The organism is Streptomyces sp. NPDC052042 (genome assembly GCF_044548345.1).
In the GTDB taxonomy this organism is placed as follows: Bacteria; Actinomycetota; Actinomycetes; order Streptomycetales; family Streptomycetaceae; genus Streptomyces.
The window spans coordinates 102,502-117,640 of record NZ_JBIUBU010000008.1; the positions used below are offsets into that span (position 1 = coordinate 102,502).

13 protein-coding genes and 1 pseudogene are annotated in these 15,139 nt (G+C 71.7%); 6 read left to right on the forward strand and 8 right to left on the reverse strand.

Features of this window, described 5'->3' with window-relative positions; all coding sequences use genetic code 11:
- Positions 1-107: 107 nt before the first annotated feature.
- The 7 genes and pseudogenes from ACIHCL_RS16030 to ACIHCL_RS16060 all read right to left on the reverse strand — a co-directional run bounded on the left by ACIHCL_RS16030 (position 108) and on the right by ACIHCL_RS16060 (position 7,243).
- Positions 108-959: an EamA family transporter gene (locus ACIHCL_RS16030; protein ID WP_399862031.1), complete on the reverse strand. Its 852-nt coding sequence runs from the start codon at positions 957-959 to the stop codon at positions 108-110.
- Positions 956-1,450 carry a YbaK/EbsC family protein gene (locus ACIHCL_RS16035; protein WP_399862033.1) on the reverse strand — a complete coding sequence of 165 codons (495 nt, stop codon included), beginning with the start codon at positions 1,448-1,450 and terminating at the stop codon, positions 956-958. The genes ACIHCL_RS16030 and ACIHCL_RS16035 overlap by 4 nt, the downstream gene beginning before the upstream one ends.
- Positions 1,451-1,687: 237 nt before the next feature.
- Positions 1,688-2,032 carry a GntR family transcriptional regulator gene (locus ACIHCL_RS16040; protein WP_399862035.1) on the reverse strand — a complete coding sequence of 115 codons (345 nt, stop codon included), beginning with the start codon at positions 2,030-2,032 and terminating at the stop codon, positions 1,688-1,690.
- 41 nt (positions 2,033-2,073) lie between these two features.
- A complete protein-coding gene (locus ACIHCL_RS16045; RefSeq protein ID WP_399862037.1) occupies positions 2,074-2,832 on the reverse strand; it encodes a hypothetical protein in 759 nt (252 codons plus the stop codon).
- Positions 2,833-2,979: 147 nt separating this feature from the next.
- A pseudogene (locus ACIHCL_RS16050) lies at positions 2,980-3,424 on the reverse strand (YbaK/EbsC family protein).
- 122 nt (positions 3,425-3,546) lie between these two features.
- On the reverse strand, positions 3,547-5,172 hold the full coding sequence (locus tag ACIHCL_RS16055) for a penicillin-binding transpeptidase domain-containing protein (protein WP_399862039.1): 1,626 nt from the start codon (positions 5,170-5,172) through the stop codon (positions 3,547-3,549).
- A 262-nt stretch (positions 5,173-5,434) separates the two neighbouring features.
- On the reverse strand, positions 5,435-7,243 hold the full coding sequence (locus ACIHCL_RS16060) for a dolichyl-phosphate-mannose--protein mannosyltransferase (RefSeq protein ID WP_399862041.1): 1,809 nt from the start codon (positions 7,241-7,243) through the stop codon (positions 5,435-5,437).
- 254 nt (positions 7,244-7,497) lie between these two features.
- Here ACIHCL_RS16060 and rsmI point away from each other — a divergent pair, with 254 nt between their 5' ends.
- The 5 genes from rsmI (at position 7,498) to ACIHCL_RS16085 (ending at position 12,143) form a co-directional block, all read left to right on the forward strand.
- Positions 7,498-8,394, forward strand: a complete 897-nt coding sequence (gene rsmI / locus ACIHCL_RS16065; protein WP_399862305.1) for a 16S rRNA (cytidine(1402)-2'-O)-methyltransferase — start codon at positions 7,498-7,500, stop codon at positions 8,392-8,394.
- Positions 8,395-8,552: 158 nt separating this feature from the next.
- On the forward strand, positions 8,553-8,960 hold the full coding sequence (locus ACIHCL_RS16070) for a hypothetical protein (protein ID WP_399862043.1): 408 nt from the start codon (positions 8,553-8,555) through the stop codon (positions 8,958-8,960).
- Positions 8,961-9,110: 150 nt separating this feature from the next.
- A complete protein-coding gene (locus tag ACIHCL_RS16075; protein ID WP_399862045.1) occupies positions 9,111-9,977 on the forward strand; it encodes a TatD family hydrolase in 867 nt (288 codons plus the stop codon).
- Positions 9,978-10,184: 207 nt separating this feature from the next.
- A complete protein-coding gene (rsmA, locus tag ACIHCL_RS16080; protein ID WP_399862047.1) occupies positions 10,185-11,123 on the forward strand; it encodes a 16S rRNA (adenine(1518)-N(6)/adenine(1519)-N(6))-dimethyltransferase RsmA in 939 nt (312 codons plus the stop codon).
- Positions 11,124-11,249: 126 nt separating this feature from the next.
- Positions 11,250-12,143 carry a 4-(cytidine 5'-diphospho)-2-C-methyl-D-erythritol kinase gene (locus ACIHCL_RS16085; protein ID WP_399862048.1) on the forward strand — a complete coding sequence of 298 codons (894 nt, stop codon included), beginning with the start codon at positions 11,250-11,252 and terminating at the stop codon, positions 12,141-12,143.
- A gap of 118 nt (positions 12,144-12,261) precedes the next feature.
- On the opposite strand, the gene ACIHCL_RS16090 is transcribed toward ACIHCL_RS16085, so the two are convergent.
- Positions 12,262-12,954, reverse strand: coding sequence for a lipoprotein (locus ACIHCL_RS16090; protein ID WP_399862050.1), 693 nt, complete (start codon positions 12,952-12,954; stop codon positions 12,262-12,264).
- Between the two features lie 286 nt (positions 12,955-13,240).
- On the opposite strand from ACIHCL_RS16090, the gene ACIHCL_RS16095 reads away from it, so the two are divergent.
- A complete protein-coding gene (locus tag ACIHCL_RS16095; protein WP_399862052.1) occupies positions 13,241-15,058 on the forward strand; it encodes an ABC-F family ATP-binding cassette domain-containing protein in 1,818 nt (605 codons plus the stop codon).
- Positions 15,059-15,139 lie beyond the last annotated feature (81 nt).

Consider the following 15,139-nt stretch of genomic DNA (forward strand, 5'->3'; position numbering starts at 1 on the left):
GCCCGACTCATGTGCGAAAGCGACGCACAGCGCGCGGCATCGGCTCGGCTCGCGCGCGGTGCCGCTCAACTCGCGTGCGGAGCTGTCCAACTCGCGCGCGACGTTGCTCAACTCGCGTACAACATCAGCCCGATGCCGACGATCATCAGTCCCGCCGCCGCGATGCGCGGCACACCGAACCGTTCCTTGAAGAACAGCGTCCCCATGGCCGCCCCGACGATGATCGACGACTCCCGGAGCGCCGCGATCGGGGCCAGCGCCGCCCGGGTCTGCGCCCACAGGACGAGGCCGTACGCGGTCATCGACAGTGCCGCGCCCAGCAGACCGCGAGCGGCGAACGGACGGAGTTGCGCCGCGAGTTCGCCCCGTCGCCGGTACAGCGCGTAGGCCGGGATGGCCAGGCCCTCCAGAATCATCAGCCAGACGACATAGCCCAGTGGGGTCCCCGAGGCCCGTACCCCGACCCCGTCGACCGTGGTGTATCCGGCGATGGCCAGGCCGGTCGCGACGGCAGCGAGCAGTGCGGGCCAGTCCGGGCGTCGTCCGGGCCCCCGGATGCCCCAGAGAGCCAGCCCGACCAGTCCCGCCGACGCCACCGCGACCCCCGCCGAGGTCCAGGCGCCCGGGTGCTCACCGACGAAGACGGCGGCGAGCACGGTCACCACCAGCGGGGCCGTACCCCGGGCGATCGGATACATCTGCCCGAAGTCGCCCAGCGTGAACGAACGCATCAGCAGCAGCATGTACAGCACGTGCAGCACGGCCGAGAGCAGGAGATACGGCCACGCCCCGGCGGCCGGGAACGGGACGAAACAGGCCGCCACCATGCTGAACAGCAGCGCGCCACCGGAGATCAGTGTGAAGGAGACGAGTTTGTCCTCGATCCCGTGCGCGATGGCGTTCCAACTCGCGTGGGTGACCGCGGCGACGAGTACGGCGAGCGCGACCAGCGGGGTCACGCGGACTTCTCACGTACGTCCACGACCGTTCCCCCGGCGTGCGTGATCAAGGCCTCGGGGGCGAGCGGGAACACGGTGTGCGGGGTGCCGGCCGCCGCCCACACCACCTCGTGTTCCAGCAGCCCCCGGTCGGCCAGGACCCGGGTCCTGGTGCGGTGTCCGAAGGGCGGTACGCCGCCGATCGCGTACCCGGTCGTCTCGCGGACCAGGTCCGCCCCGGCCCGCCTGACCTTCTCCGCCCCCAACTCCGCGCGCACCAGTTCCACATCGACCCGCGAGGCACCGTCCACCAGCACCAGCACCGGCAGGCCGTCCGCCTCGAAGACCAGCGATTTGGCGATTTCCGACAGCTCGCAGCCGATCGCGGCGGCGGCCTCGGCGGCGGTGTGCGTGCCCTCGGGGAACCGGCGCACCTCGACATCGAGGCCCAGCTCCCGCAGGGCCTCGGCGAATCGGGGATGGGCCTCGGACGGGGCGGCGGAGGAGTTCATGCCCCGCACGCTAGCGAAGGCCGCGACACGCCCGTGCGATGGGGCGTGAGGCGTGCGGCTGCCGGGCTTCACACCGGACCCGGCACCCCGCTCTCCGCGTACGCGGCAGTGTCCTGTCCGCCTGGCACCCCGCTCTGCCCCGCAGACGATCAGGAGAGGGAAGAGCCGCAGAGGGAGACCGCGCCGCGGCGCGGTCGACGGGGCACCGGGTGGCCCCTTCTCTCCACCCCTCTTCGCTCAGGGCGTGTCCAGGCTTGCCAGGGCGTGCCGGATCGCCGCGAGCACCTCCTCGTCGGTGGCGTCGAGCTGTCGGGCCGCAGCCGCGTAGGTGTTCGCGTGCTCCTGGAGCTTGGCTTTGACATCGGTAGCGGGTGCGGGGGCGATGACCTGTGTGCCGGAACCTCGACGGCTTTTGACGAGGCCGGCGGCCTCCAGTTCGCGATAGGCCCGCACCACGGTGTTGTTGGCCAGCCCGAGATCGGAGGCGAGCTGGCGCACGGGCGGCAGCCTGTCCCCCTTTCGCAGCCGGCCGACGGCGATCAGGTCGGCCAGTTGTGCGCGGATCTGCTCAAAGGGGGGCACCGGGGAAGGGTGGATGACTCTGATGCTCACATCGTTCACGTTCAGGGCTGCTTCCTGACGTACACCTGAGGGAGCAACGAGACACACAGGCAGTGGCCTGCGGTCAGGGCGGAGATGAGGGCGGTGATGGCCAACCCCCACAGCGCCACGGATTTCATCTCTCCTCCACAGGACAAGCTCAGTACCACGACCCCCATCGTCAAAGAGACGCCGAAAAGAGGGGCACACACGAGTACTCCCCATGAGCCGATCGCGGCCCGGGCCCCGGTGCGGCGCTGCTCATCGCTTCCGGACCGGGCGGTGACGCGGCGCAGGAGTAGTGCGCAGGCAACGGTACCGAACGCAAGTCCGCCGAGAATCGGCCACGCGTAGTACGGGCCGGGCCAGGGCGACAGCAGCTGCGCTCCCGCCGGGCATGTGATGGACAGCGCGCGCCCCGAGCGTCCGGCGGCGTCCGGCGAGGCCGTTGCCGCGGCGATGACCAGCAGGATCACCAGGACGGTGGCCTGCACGGCCACGGCAGCGGTCAGACCACGCGGCACGTAGTTCTGGATCCGGCGCGATGTCACGCGGGCGACTCGTAGCGGGCCAGGCCGCTGGCGCGCGACCACGTCGGCTACGAACGCACTCGCCATGACGCACAGACCGAACACGGCGAATCCGTACAGCAGATCCACGTCTGGCTCGGGGCTGTAGGAGACCAGCTTGTTGACGGCCAGGCCGACCGCCGCACCGACCCACCGCACGGGGGTCTCAAGCCGTTCCCGCCACGTGTTGCCCCGTCCCACGGCAACAGGCATGCCGACCCCTTTCCTCCCGCTAATGTATCAATCACTTGACACAATTCCCCCATGATTGGATTGTGTCAAGTGATTGATACGCATGTGGTTTGGGCCGGCCGGGCCGTCCGGCGGGGAATCCGCCCGGCCGAGGTCCGCCCGGTGGGGTCACACGGGCTGCTCGCGCACGTCCACGACCGTTCCCCCGGCGTGCGTGATCAGGGCCTCGGGGGTGAGCGGGGACACGGTGTGCGGGGTGCTGGCCGCGGCCCGCACCGCCTCGTGCTCCAGTAACCCCTGGTCGGCCAGGGCCCGGGTCCTCGTGCGGTGCCCGAGGTGGCGGTACGCCCCCGATCGCGTACCCGGTCGTCTCGCGGACCAGGTCCGCCCCGGCCCGCCTGACCTTTCCGGCGCCCAGTTCACCGCGTACCCGTGCGACATCGACGCGCGAGGAACCGTCCATCAGGACCAGTACCGATACGCCGTCGGCCTCGAAGGCCGAGGACTTGACGATCTCGCCTGAGCCCGCAGCCGGTCGCGGCGGCGGCCTCGGCGGCGGTACGGGGGTCTCCGGGAACCGGCGCATCTCGACATAGAGGCCCAGCTTCCGCAGGGCCTCGGCGAACCGGGGATGGACCTCGGCGGGGCCCGTGGTGAACGTGGCTCGTAGTGGAAATCCACTACCGCCGCGACTATGGCAACCGGTACCCCAAATACCGTCGTCCGTCCGCGGCCTCACGGACCCGCGCGGAGGACCGCCGCCACCACCGGGCCCGCCGCGTCGCCGCCGTGGCCGCCGGCCTGGACGACCGCGGCGGCTGCCAGGTCGTTGCTGAAGCCGGTGAACCAACTGTTGGACGTGGCTTGGCCGTCCACCTCCGCCGAGCCCGTCTTGGCGCCCTTGTCGCCGCCGACCGAGGCCATCGCGGCCTTGCCCGTTCCCCAACTCGCGGTCTGGCGCATCATGTTGGTGAGCTGCTGGGACACGGACGGGGAAAGCGAACGGGCCGCCGTGGCGATGGGGCGGCCGTCCAGGTCCGGGTCGACGATGATCGGCTGGCGGAAGGTGCCGTTCTTCGCGGTCGCGGTGATGGACGCCACGTTCAGAGCGTTCATCTGGATCGTGCCCTGGCCGATGTACTGGGCTGCCGCCTCGCCCCCGGTGGCCTCCGGCACACTGCCGTCGTACGTCAGCACACCGGTCTTCCAGTCCAGGCCGATCCCGAAGACGTCACGGGCCTCCTTCGCGAGCGCCGCGTCGTCCTTCGTGTCGTCGATCAGCTTGATGAAGGCGGTGTTGCAGGACCGGGCGAAACTGGTCGTCAGGGTGCCGTCCGGGATGGAGAAGTCGTCCAGGTTCTTGAAGGTGCGGCCCATGTACATCGCGGTGGGCGGGCACTCGATCTTCTGGTTCGCCGAGGCGAGCCCCTTCTCGATCAGCAGGGCCGCGGTCACGATCTTCATCGTCGAACCGGGCGCCTGCTGGCCCTGGAGCGCCGCGTTGAAACCGGTGGCCGGGTTGTTGGCGACCGCCCGTATCGCACCCGTGGACGGCCTGATCGCGACCACCGACGCCTGGCCGTACTTCTTCACCGCCGACTCGGCCGCCGCCTGGACGTCCGCGTCCAGCGTGGTGCGCAGCTTGCCCGCCCTGCCCTTGCTGAGGGTGAGCAGGGTCTTGTCCGGGCTGCCCGCGTCCGTGCTCTCGATCACGGTCTCGATGCCCGCGGTGCCGCCCGCCTTCTCCCCGTACTTCTCGCGCAGCACGTCCAGGACCGGGCCCAGAGAGGGGTAGTTCTCCTTGGTGAGCACCCTGCCGTTGTGGTCCACCGCCTCGATCGAAGGCGCCGACGCCTTCTTCGTCTTCAACGACGTACCGGTCGTCAGCTCCGGGTGGAGGACGGCGGGGCTCCAGTCGACGAGCGGCCTGCCGGTGGTCTGACCGCGCACCACGGTCAGCTCGGACGAGTACGACCAGGGCTTGGACTCCCCGCCGTACGACACGGTCGCCTTCACCGTGTACGGCACCTTGGTGCCGACCGCCGCGCCCGGCGTGATCACCGCCCGGCTGATGTGCGCCTCCTCCCGGTAGCCGGCGAGGAGCGGTTCGGCTTCGACCGCGTTGTTCGTGAGCTGCGACGCGGTGGTCGTTTCGCCGCTCGCCCAGGCTTCGAGGAACCTCTTCGACACGTCGGCGATCTCCGCCTCGGTGACCGGCCCCGTTCTCACCTCCGCGGAGGCGGTCTCCGTGCCTGTTTTGCCGCCGGTGCTGTTCAGGACGTTGTACGCCCCGTAGCCCACCCCGCCGGCCACGACCACGAACACCCCTCCGACAATCGCGATCTTCGCTCCACCGCGCATCCCTGCAGTCCCCTCCCCAGGAGTTTCCCTTGAACGCGTTCAAGGAGATGGCGGAGGCACCCTACGGGACACCGTGGACAGCCGGGACGGTCGTTACCGGACCGGGATATGTGCGGCCTGAACGCATCGGGACCGTCCAGAGGCGGGCGGCAGCGCCGATCGCGGCCGATAACCACCGAGGGGCCGCAGTCGACGACTGCGGCCCCTCGGTGCTCCTGCCCGGCAACGTTCGCCCCGTCGGCAAGCATTGCCTGCCGCGGCACTAGATCCAGGTGTCCAGCCACATCCGTGCGCGCCAGGCGTCGTCCGGGATCGGGGCGCCCGTGTAGATCGGCCAGAAGTAGATGAAGTTCCAGATGATCAGCAGCACCAGCACACCCGCCGCGACGGCCCCCACCGTCCGGCGGCGCTCGGCCGACAGGTCACCGGCCGACAGGCCGATCCCCCGCATCGGCCCGGCACCCGAGCCCATAGCCGTCCCCGTTCCTGAGCCCGTATCCGCAGACGCCCCCGGGCCCAGCATCGCGCCGATCATCATCGTCACCGCCAGACACAGGAACGGCACGAACACGACCGCGTAGAAGAGGAAGATCGTCCGCTCCTGGTACAGGAACCAGGGCAGCCAGCCCGCCGCCACACCGCAGGCGATCGCGCCCGCCCGCCAGTCGCGCCGGAAGATCCACCGCCACAGCACGTACGCCAGGGCGAAGCACGCCGCCCACCAGAGCAACGGCGTCCCGATGGCCAGCACCTCGCGGGAGCACTTGCCGCTCGCCGAGGCCGCGCAGCCCGGTTCCTCCGCCCAGAAGTACGACACCGGCCGACCGAGCACGATCCAGCTCCACGGATTGGACTGGTAGGTGTGGCCGGAGGTCAGGTTCACATGGAACTCGAACACCTGGTACTCGTAGTGCCACAGGCTGCGCAGCCAGTCCGGCAGCCAGGTCCAGTAGCCGCCCCGACCGTCGGTCTGCGCCCAGTTGCGGTAGTAGCCCTTGCCGGTGACGATCCACCCCGTCCAGGAGACGAGGTAGGTGAGGACCGCGACCGGCACCGTCGAGACGAACGCCGGCAGCAGGTCCCGCCTCAGCACCGCCGTGTACGGGTGGACCGCACCCGCCGTCCGCCGCGCGCCCACGTCCCACAGCACTGCCATCAGACCGAACGCGGCCAGGATGTACAGACCGTTCCACTTGGTGGCGAAGGCCAGCCCCAGCAGCACGCCGGCGGCGATCCGCCAGGGACGCCAGCCGAGCCGCAGATGCTCCGCCACGGCCGCATCCGGGCGCAGCACCCCCTCCTCGTCCACCGGCAGTGCGTCGGCGAGCCTGCGCCGCGCCCAGTCGCGGTCGATCAGCAGCGCGCCGAACGCGGCCACCACGAAGAACATCAGCACCAGGTCGAGCAGCGCGGTGCGGCTCATCACGAAATGCAGGCCGTCGAACGCGAGCAGCGTCCCGGCCAGGCAGCCCAGGAAGGTCGAACGGAACAGCCGTCGTCCGATCCGGCACAGCAGCAGCACCGACAGCGTGCCGAGCACCGCCACCATGAACCGCCAGCCGAACGGTGTGAAACCGATCAGCTGCTCACCGAGACCGATGATCCACTTGCCGACCGGCGGATGCACCACATAGCCCGGATCCACCGGGACGGCCACCTTCGACGGGTCTTCCAGGATCAGCTTGTCGACGTTCTTGGGCCAGTCGCCCTCGTACCCCTGGTTGATCAGCGCCCAGGAGTCCTTGGCGTAGTACGTCTCGTCGAATATCAGCGCGTGCGGGCTGCCCAGCTTCCAGAACCGCAGCACTCCGGCGACCAGCGCCACCAGCAGCGGACCGCCCCACGCGGACCACCGCACCAGGCGCCCGGCCATGGCCGGGGAAACCCCGAGCACCGCCCACAACTGGCCACCGGGCCGCGTGTACGGGGGAACCAGCCGCTCACGCAGCCCGATCCCGGGCCGGGGCACATGGCCGAAGCGGCGCAGCCGCCGCTGCCAGGAGGGCGGTTCCTCGCCGTGCGGATGTCCGGCGTCTTGGCCCAGCCGGGCTTCGGGCGCAGTACTCGTCACCGCGCCATCGTAGGGAACCGCCGCGCCGACGCAGGGAACGCGTCCGTGCGAGCGCTGTCATCCGTCCTGGGAGGATGACTCATGTGACTGGAACGACTGGAACGACTGGAACGGCTGGAAAGACCGGCCCGGCCCGGACAACCGGCATGGGTGGCATGGTCGACACGGCCGGTACGCGCGCCGAGAGCGGCGAGGGCGGCGCGGCCGACAGGGCCGAGACGGCCGACTGGGACGAAACGGCCGCGAGGACCGGCATGAGCGGCACGGCTGGCACGGCCGGCACGCTGGTGCTCGCGGGCACCCCCATCGGCGATGTGGCGGACGCCCCGCCGCGCCTCGCCGCCGAACTGGAGTCGGCCGACGTCGTCGCCGCCGAGGACACCCGCAGGCTGCGCCGCCTGACTCAGGCGCTCGGCGTCCGCACCACGGGCCGGGTCGTCTCCTACTTCGAGGGCAACGAGTCGGCCCGTACCCCCGAACTCGTCGAGGCGCTGACCGGCGGCGCCCGTGTCCTGCTGGTCACGGACGCCGGGATGCCGTCCGTCTCCGACCCCGGCTACCGGCTCGTGGCCGCGGCCGTGGAGCACGACATCAGGGTCACCGCCGTGCCCGGCCCGTCCGCGGTGCTCACCGCGCTCGCCCTGTCCGCCCTGCCCGTCGACCGCTTCTGCTTCGAGGGTTTCCTGCCGCGCAAGGCGGGCGAACGGCTCGGCAGGCTCCGCGAGGTCGCCGCCGAGCGCCGCACCATGGTCTTCTTCGAGGCCCCGCACCGGCTCGACGACACCCTCGCGGCGATGGCCGAGGTCTTCGGAGCCGAGCGCCGGGCCGCCGTGTGCCGGGAGCTGACCAAGACGTACGAGGAGGTGAAGCGCGGCCCGCTGGGCGAACTGGCGGACTGGGCGGCGGACGGGGTACGCGGAGAGATCACCGTCGTCGTCGAGGGCGCGGCCGACACCGGGCCCGAGGAACTGGACGCCGCGGAACTGGTGCGCAGGGTGCAGGTGCGCGAGGAGGCGGGGGAGCGGCGCAAGGAAGCGATCGCCGCCGTCGCCGTGGAGGCGGGACTGCCCAAGCGCGAGGTCTTCGACGCCGTCGTAGCGGCAAAGAACGCGGCTCGAACCGGCCCCGGGAAGGCCAAAGGACTATCGTAAAAAGCAAAGCGCGAGCCGCGCACCGGGCCTTTCTGCCACGAGAAGCCCAAAACCGCTCCAACACTCGACAGAGCCTGATGCGCTCCCGCCAGTACGGGCGTCCACTGGATCGGGGACCCACTCCCCGGAGCGCCGGTCCGGCGGACAAAGGAGCAGGCATGAGTGAGACCGCAGCGACCACCGTGCACGAGGCGTACGCCTTCGCCTGTATGGGGTGCGGACACGGCTGGGAACAGTCCTACGAGATAGAGCATCACGTCGACGGTTCCGGCAAACCGTTCATCATCTACAAGGCGGACGGAAAGCGGGTGCCGTCGCCGCTTTCCAGGCCCACCTGCGCGAACTGCGGAGGGCATGTCGTCCGGATCATGCGGGCCGGGCGGGTGTCGACCGTCCAGCAGTTGCTGCAGCACTCCCACCCGGGCCGGCCCGCGAAGGAGGGCCACGGGGGCCCGGAGGACTCGGGCACTCCGGAGGGCGATGCCGTGGCCGCCACCGCCGCGACCACCGGTGCGTCGCACCACTGGCAGCTGTCCGACCTGCTGCGTCCCTTCCACCGGAAGTAGACCTCGAAGAGTAGACCTCGAAGCAGGCCGCGTCGGCGGCTCTCGTCGGCAGGTTTCAGCGGTGCGCCCGGGGCCGCGCCGCACGGGTCCGCAGAGGGCCCGGGACGGCCTGGCACGGGGTCCTCGGGACGCCCTCGTACGATCGTCGGCATGAGCCGCACCGAAGCCCCGCCGCTGCCCGAACCCCTTCGGGTGCCGGTCGCCGATTCGCACACCCACCTGGACATGCAGGACGCGACCGTCGAAGAGGGCCTGGCCAGGGCCGCCGCGGTCAATGTGACCACCGTGGTCCAGGTGGGCTGTGATGTCGCCGGTTCGCGGTGGGCCGCCGAGACCGCCGCCGCACACCCGAACGTGCACGCCGCGGTCGCCCTCCACCCCAACGAGGCGCCGCGCATCGTGCACGGCGACCCCGACGGCTGGTCGCGCCAAGGGGCGCGGGAAGCCGGAGGGACGGCCGCGCTGCACGAGGCGCTCGCCGAGATCGACGCACTGGCCGCACTCGACCCTGTACGCGGTGTCGGCGAGACGGGCCTCGACTACTTCCGCACCGGCCCCGAGGGCATGGCCGCGCAGGAGGAGTCGTTCCGGGCGCATATCGAGATCGCCAAGCGGCGCGGCAAGGCACTCGTCATCCACGACCGGGACGCGCACGCGGACGTGCTGCGCATCCTCGCCGACGCGGGCGCGCCCGAGCGGACCGTGTTCCACTGCTATTCCGGCGACGCCGAGATGGCCCGGATCTGCGCGGACGCCGGGTACTTCATGTCCTTCGCGGGAAACGTCACCTTCAAGAACGCCCGGCCGCTGCGGGACGCGCTCGCGGTCGCCCCGACGGAGCTGGTCCTGGTGGAGACGGACGCGCCGTTCCTGACCCCGGCGCCCTACCGGGGGCGGCCCAACGCCCCGTACCTCATCCCGGTCACGCTGCGGGCCATGGCGGAGGTGAAGGGCCTGGACGAGGACACCCTGGCCGAGGCCGTCGCGGACAACACCGCCCGCGCCTTCGACTACTGATGGCCACCGGCTCTGCCCACCGAGGGCCGTCGAGGGCCGCAGACGGCCCCTGGCGACTTCAGGCGGCCTCCGGCGACCTCCGGTGTCCCGGCGGCGGCCGGTGGCGCCCGGGGCCGCGGATGCCCGGGTACGGGGGCAGCGCCCGGTACGCGGGCACTCGGCCGGCGGGCGGACGAACCCCCGCCCGCACGGCCGTACGCTTACCGGGTGAGCACCACTGAGCCCGATGCCCTCCTGGGCCCCGCAGACATCCGCGAGCTGGCCGCCGCGCTGGGCGTGCGCCCGACGAAGCAGCGCGGCCAGAACTTCGTCATCGACGCCAACACGGTCCGCCGGATCGTGCGCACGGCGGAGGTCCGCCCGGACGATGTCGTCGTCGAGGTCGGTCCGGGGCTCGGGTCGCTGACCCTGGCGCTGCTGGAGGCGGCGGACCGGGTCGTCGCCGTCGAGATCGACGACGTGCTGGCGGCGGCCCTGCCGACCACGGTCGCCGCCCGGATGCCGGAGCGCGCCGACCGCTTCGCCCTGGTGCACTCGGACGCGATGCTGGTCCGGGAGCTGCCGGGCCCGGCGCCCACCGCGCTGGTCGCGAACCTTCCGTACAACGTCGCCGTGCCGGTGCTGCTGACCATGCTGGAACGGTTCCCGTCCATCGAGCGGACGCTGGTCATGGTGCAGGCCGAGGTCGCCGACCGGCTGGCCGCCCGGCCGGGCAACAAGGTCTACGGCGTGCCGTCGGTGAAGGCCGGCTGGTACGCGGACGTCAAGCGGGCCGGGGCCATCGGCCGCAACGTCTTCTGGCCCGCCCCGAACGTGGACTCCGGCCTGGTGTCGCTGGTCCGCCGCACCGAACCCGTCATGACGCGGGCGAGCCGGGCCGAGGTCTTCGCGGTCGTGGACGCGGCCTTCGCCCAGCGCCGCAAGACCCTGCGGGCGGCCCTGGCCGGCTGGGCGGGCTCCGCGCCCGCCGCCGAGGCGGCCCTGGTCGCGGCCGGGATCTCGCCGCAGGCCCGGGGCGAGGCGCTGACGGTCGAGGAATTCGCCGCCATCGCCGAGAACAAGCCGGGCCAGAACAAGCCGGGCGAGGGCGGGCCGGGCGAGGGCGGGCCGTCCTTGGACACCGACCCGGGCCCGGGCAGCGGATGAGTCCCCGGGCACGGGCACGACACGAATCCCCGGCTCGGACTCGGGCTCGGACTCGGGCACGGACTCGGGCATGAACACGGGCATGAACACGGACATCCACACGAACACGGCTTCAGGGAGTGGTGAGTGAGCGTCACCGTCCGCGTACCCGCCAAGGTCAACGTCCAGCTCGCGGTAGGCGCCGCGCGCCCCGACGGATTCCATGACCTGGCCAATGTCTTCCTCGCCGTCGGGCTGTACGACGAGGTCACCGTCACCCCGGCCGACGAGCTGCGGATCACCTGCTCGGGCCCGGACGCCGCGAAGGTCCCGCTGGACACGACGAACCTCGCCGCCCGCGCCGCGACCGCCCTGGCCGAGCGGCACGGCATCAAGCCCGAGGTGCACATCCACATCGACAAGGACATCCCCGTCGCGGGAGGCATGGCGGGCGGCAGCGCCGACGGTGCCGCCGCGCTGCTGGCCTGCGACACCCTCTGGAACACCGGCACCGGCCAGGACGAGCTCCTCGCCATCTGCGCCGAGCTGGGCAGCGACGTCCCGTTCAGCCTGGTCGGCGGCGCGGCCCTCGGCGTCGGACGTGGCGAGCGGCTGACCCCGATCGAGGTCGGCGGCACGTTCCACTGGGTCTTCGCGGTCGCCGACGGCGGGCTCTCCACCCCGGCCGTCTACGGAGAGTTCGACCGGCTCACCGCCGGCACGGATGTCCCGGCCCCCGCCGCGTCCCCCGCCCTCCTGGACGCCCTGCGCGCCGGGGACACCGCCGCCCTCGCGGGCGCGCTGAGCAACGACCTCCAGCCCGCAGCGCTCTCGCTGCGCCCCGCCCTGGCCGACACCCTCGCCGCGGGGACCGCGGCCGGAGCCCTGGCCGCCCTGGTCTCCGGCTCCGGGCCGACCACCGCCTTCCTGGCGGCGGACGGGGAATCGGCGCGGAAGGTGGCCGAGTCGCTGCTGGCCTCCGGGACGTGCCGCAACGCACGGACGGCGGTCTCCCCGGCACCGGGCGCCACCGTCCGCTGACCGCCGTGTGTGCTCGGGCCCGCGGTGCCCGAGCACACACCCGCCGTTACGGGACCGGGCTACGCGCCTGGAGGGCGCGGGCGGCGCGGGCCCCGCGGGCGGCGCGCAGCCGTCCGGCTCAGCCGCCGAGCCGCAGGCTCTGCTTCGCCAGCTCGTACGCCGGGAGCATCGCCTCGTGCTCCTGCGTGTCCAGCCCGCCCAGATGGATCACGACCGGGCCGTTCGGGGCGGAGACGGCGAAGGCCCGTTCCCGTTTGGGCCCGTCGAGCAGCTCGCCGTCGACCGTGTAGCCGACCTCGGTGGCGGTCAGGTCACCGGCCTTGACCTCGGCATACGCGAGCTTCCCCGCCCCGGACTCGTCGGCTGTGAACGCCTCCAGGACCTGGCGCGGGGTGCGGTCGGACTTCTCGCCCCGCCACACCCGCAGATACCCGATGTGCCCCGCGGGCTTCGCGTCGATCTCGCAGACCATGGTGACCCCGCCCTGCACCCCCAGCGCGGCGCCCAGCTCGGAGTTCGGATCGACGTGGACGGCCTTCGGCTTCCAGGACTCCGCGAGAGTGAAGACGACGGGCAGCGAGCAGGCCGAGCCCGGGCCGCCGACCGTGCCCCCCTCCGCGGCGACGGCCGTCTTCTCCCGCCCGCCCTGCTTCTCCCGCCCGTCCTGCGTCGTCCGGCCGTCCCGCTGCTCCTGGGCCTGCCCGGCGGCCGGTTTCCCCGCGTCTCCCGCGTCGCCCGCGTCCTGCGCCCCAGACGTACAAGCCGCCAGCGAGGCCGCTGCCGGCAGCACCGCCAGGACTGCGCTCCGCAACGGTCTCCTGACCGTTTTCCGCACGGCCCCACGCGTCACTGGCATTCCCACCCGAATCCCCACCCTCGACCTGTTCGGAGATCCTTCGACCCCGGTTCCGATTCGCCGGCCGCACTTCGTCCGGCTCCCCGCCCGGCTCCCCCTCCGGTGCCTTCGCCGGGCACCGGCCGTTCACCGATCGCCCCGCCGACCGCCCCGCAGATCGCTCCCGCTCGATCGCCGCACGCTACCGCAGCCGCGGGCCGACTACCCTGGGACGTCGATCGAACCCCGGGGCAGGAGTGAAATGGCCGTCAATCTGATCAACGTCGAGCAGGCCGGCAAGGTGTACGGCACCCGTGCCCTGCTCGACAGCGTGTCCCTCGGTGTGTCCGAGGGGGACCGGATCGGTGTCGTGGGCCGCAACGGCGACGGCAAGACGACCCTCATCCGGATGCTCGCCAGGCTGGAGGAGCCGGACAGCGGGCGCGTCACCCACAGTGGCGGGCTGCGCCTGGGCGTCCTCACCCAGCACGACTCCCTCGACCCGCGCGCGACCATCCGCCACGAGGTGATCGGCGACCTCGCGGACCACGAGTGGGCGGGCAACGCCAAGATCCGCGATGTGCTCACCGGCCTCTTCGGCGGGCTCGCCCTGCCGGGCTTCGAGAACGGCCTGGACACCGTCATCGGCCCGCTCTCCGGCGGCGAACGGCGCCGTATCGCGCTGGCCAAGCTGCTCATCGCCGAACAGGACCTGATCGTCCTCGACGAGCCCACCAACCACCTCGACGTCGAGGGCATCTCCTGGCTGGCCGATCACCTCCGGACACGCCGCTCCGCGCTCGTCTGCGTCACCCACGACCGGTGGTTCCTCGACCAGGTCTGCACCCGCATGTGGGACGTCCAGCGCGGCACGGTCCACGAGTACGAGGGCGGCTACAGCGACTACGTCTTCGCGCGCGCCGAACGGGAGCGGATCGCCGCGACCGAGGAGGCCAAGCGCCAGAACCTCATGCGCAAGGAACTGGCCTGGCTGCGCCGCGGCGCCCCCGCCCGTACCTCCAAGCCGCGCTTCCGTATCGAGGCGGCCAACGAGCTCATCGCCGATGTGCCGCCGCCGCGGGACACCAGCGAACTGATGAGGTTCGCGAACGCCCGGCTCGGCAAGACCGTCTTCGACCTGGAGGGCGTGACCGTACGGGCGGGCACCAAGACCCTGCTCGAACACCTCACCTGGCAGCTCGGCCCCGGCGACCGGATCGGCCTGGTCGGCGTCAACGGCGCGGGCAAGACCTCGCTGCTGCGGGCCCTCGCCGAAGCGGCCCGCACCCAGGGCGAGAAGCAGCCCGTCGCAGGGCGGATCGTCGTCGGCAAGACCGTCAGGCTGGCCTACCTCTCCCAGGAGGTCCACGAACTCGACCCGAACCTGCGGGTGCTGGAAGCCGTCCAGGAGGTGCGCGACCGGGTCGACCTGGGCAAGGGCCGCGAGATGACCGCCGGTCAGCTCTGCGAGCAGTTCGGCTTCTCGAAGGAGAAGCAGTGGACCCCGGTCGGCGACCTCTCGGGCGGCGAGCGCCGGCGGCTCCAGATCCTGCGCCTGCTGATGGACGAGCCGAACGTCCTCTTCCTCGACGAGCCCACCAACGACCTCGACATCGAGACCCTGACCCAGTTGGAGGACCTCCTCGACGGCTGGCCCGGATCGCTGATCGTCATCTCGCACGACCGGTTCTTCATCGAGCGGACCACGGACCGGGTGATGGCCCTGCTCGGCGACCGCACGATGCGCATGCTGCCGCGCGGGATCGACGAGTACCTGGAACGCCGGCACCGGATGGAGGAGGCCGCGGCCCCCTCCTCCGCACCCGACCGGACCGGGCGGCAGGCCGCGCCGACCACGGCGCTCTCCGCGCAGGCCGCCCGTGCGGCGAAGAAGGAGCTGCAGAAGGTGGAACGGCAGCTGGACAAGGTGGCGACGCGCGAGACCGCCCTGCACGCGCAGATCGCGGAGCACGCCACGGACTTCGAGAAGGTGGCGAAGCTGGACGCCGAGCTGCGCGAACTTGTCGAGGAACGCGACGCGTTGGAGATGCGCTGGCTGGAACTGGCCGAGGAGGCCTGACCGTTCGAGGGCCGCGGTTCCGGTGCGCCCGATGTGCGGGGCGCGCCCGGGAGGGGGCGCCTACGCGTGACGGCGACAGCC

Excerpts from the sequence above, each read along its gene's own strand:
- ACIHCL_RS16035 (WP_399862033.1), bottom strand. The coding sequence starts at position 1,450 with ATGAACTCCTCCGCCGCCCCGTCCGAGGCCCATCCCCGATTCGCCGAG.
- ACIHCL_RS16045 (WP_399862037.1), bottom strand. The coding sequence starts at position 2,832 with ATGCCTGTTGCCGTGGGACGGGGCAACACGTGGCGGGAACGGCTTGAG.
- ACIHCL_RS16055 (WP_399862039.1), bottom strand. The coding sequence starts at position 5,172 with ATGCGCGGTGGAGCGAAGATCGCGATTGTCGGAGGGGTGTTCGTGGTC.
- rsmI (WP_399862305.1), top strand. The coding sequence starts at position 7,498 with ATGAGCGGCACGGCTGGCACGGCCGGCACGCTGGTGCTCGCGGGCACC.
- ACIHCL_RS16070 (WP_399862043.1), top strand. The coding sequence starts at position 8,553 with ATGAGTGAGACCGCAGCGACCACCGTGCACGAGGCGTACGCCTTCGCC.
- ACIHCL_RS16075 (WP_399862045.1), top strand. The coding sequence starts at position 9,111 with ATGAGCCGCACCGAAGCCCCGCCGCTGCCCGAACCCCTTCGGGTGCCG.
- ACIHCL_RS16095 (WP_399862052.1), top strand. The coding sequence starts at position 13,241 with ATGGCCGTCAATCTGATCAACGTCGAGCAGGCCGGCAAGGTGTACGGC.